General features: G+C 73.4%; 1 protein-coding gene and 1 pseudogene. Both read left to right on the top strand.

Annotation, left to right across the window (positions count from 1 at the left end; all coding sequences use genetic code 11):
• Positions 1–218: pseudogene (locus D8M29_RS11755) on the top strand (glutaminase A); the annotation flags it as partial.
• A 125-nt stretch (positions 219–343) separates the two neighbouring features.
• Entirely contained in the window at positions 344–1,123 is a 780-nt protein-coding gene (locus D8M29_RS11750) for a Pr6Pr family membrane protein (protein ID WP_100058928.1), read from the top strand.
• The last annotated feature ends 282 nt before the right edge of the window (positions 1,124–1,405 follow it).

The raw sequence follows: 1,405 nt of genomic DNA, 5'->3' as shown, positions 1-1,405 counted from the left end.
GCGGGGCGGTGTACGAGGCCGCCGCCGTGGCCGCCCGAGATGAGAACGACGGGCCCATCCGCACCGTGGTGCTCAACCTCACGCGGGTGGACCGGATCGACGACGTCGGCCGGCGGCTGATCGCCGAGGGCGTGCGCCGGCTGCAGGCGGACGGCGTGCGCGTGGAGGTCGAGGATCCGGAGCGCATCCTGCCGCTGGAGGAGGCCGGCGCCCACTGAGGCGGCGGGGCGGGCAGGAGGGGGGGCGTGGCGGTGCTCTCCGTCTCGCTCCCTTTCGTTCAACTGCTGTTCATGTGACAATGGGCGGTCTCATCCCTTGACCCCGCTGTTCGAGGACGACCCCCATGCCCCTTTCCACCCTCCGCGTCAGCCTGCCCTCCCTCCGCCGCACCCGCCCCGCCCCGCAGGGGGTCCGTGGGCGGATCGCGCACGCCGTCGTGTCCCGGCTGCAGCCGCGTCCCGTGCCGCCGGTGGACCGTCGGACCCGCCTGGCGTGGCAGGTCTCGGGGGCACTGCCGCTGATCGGGTGCCTGACCTCGTTCCCCATCGGGATGTCCAAGGACTCCATGGTGATCCCGGGCGTCGGCTATCAGGGCGGGTTCCCCGCGGGCTGGTCCCACGCCCTCAACCAGCCGGCGTACTTCACGTGGCTGTCCAACGCGCTGGTCGCGGGCACGTCGCTGACGCTGGCCGCGCGTCGTGAGGCGCCCACGTCGGACGCGTTCTGGGCCGTGCGCACCGCCGGACTCGGCTCGGTGATGGTCACGGGGATCGTCTACAACGCGGTGCTGCGCGGCCGCGAGCAGGACACCTTCCTCTACCGGTTCAACGACGCGCTGCAGCACATCGTCAACCCCGTGCTCGCCCCGGCGGTGTGGGCGCTGTGCGACCCCCGCGGGCAGATCACGCCGCGGCGCGCCGGGCTGGCCTCGGTCATCCCGCTGATGTGGGCGGCGGCGACCATGGCGCGCGGGCCCCGCATCGACTGGTACCCGTACCCGTTCCTGGACGTGCCGCGGCTCGGCCGACGCAGCGTGGGCGTCGTGCTCGCCGGGATCCTGGCCGGCTTCACCGGGCTCATGGGCGTGCTCGGCACCGTGGACCGCCGCCTCGGCCCGGCCTGAGCGAGGGCGGTCCCCGGCGCTTTCGAACGTGAGAGAGGGCCTATCTCACGTTCGAAAGCCCCCATTCGCCCCCTTTCACGTTCGAAAGCGCGGGTGGGAGGGGCCGACGACGGCGGCGGCGCGTCAGTCGCCGCGGACGGCCTCGGCCACGGGCACGTCGCCGTCCACGAAGTCGATCTTCCGGCCCACCGTGCCCGGCTCATCGAGCACGGCCACGATCGCCCGGGCGACGTTGCCGCGGCTGGCCTCACGCTGCGAGGCGTCGGAGTCGGAGAGGTCCGA

It is taken from the genome of Micrococcus sp. HSID17227 (assembly GCF_003989405.1).
Classification (GTDB): Bacteria; Actinomycetota; Actinomycetes; order Actinomycetales; family Micrococcaceae; genus Micrococcus; species Micrococcus luteus.
The sequence above is the reverse complement of the archived record's forward strand: the minus strand, read 5'-3'. Positions and strand labels throughout refer to the sequence as shown.